Genomic DNA, 333 nt, shown 5'->3' on the forward strand with positions numbered 1-333 from the left:
TCCCTATTCTGTACAAAATAGCGAGGTTTTAGAAGCAATAATTCATAAATACATCTATAAATATAACCATAAGAGAAGACAAAGAAGATTAAATAGGCTATCTCCAGTTAGTTTTAGACATCAACAACTAGCTTCTTAAGCACGGAAAAACTAGTTAATAGCTCAACATAGACACAAAAAAGAGCTATTTCTCAAAGGAAATAACTCAGTTTTTTTACATCTCCACTTTTTGGGGTCTTGACCAGAAAGGTGTTTTTTTTTCACGTTGTTGAAAAACAACCTTGTCAATTAACTTACCAGATTTTTGTAAAAAGAGTAGAGTGATGTTGATTT

1 protein-coding gene is annotated in these 333 nt (G+C 31.2%); it reads left to right on the forward strand.

From position 1 onward, the window contains the following. A partial coding sequence (locus tag CN514_RS26925) for an IS3 family transposase (RefSeq protein WP_141529479.1) occupies positions 1–139 on the forward strand: 139 nt, incomplete at its 5' end. Positions 140–333 lie beyond the last annotated feature (194 nt).

Origin of the sequence: Bacillus sp. AFS001701 (assembly GCF_002559405.1) — a bacterium.
Taxonomy (GTDB): Bacteria; Bacillota; Bacilli; order Bacillales; family Bacillaceae_G; genus Gottfriedia.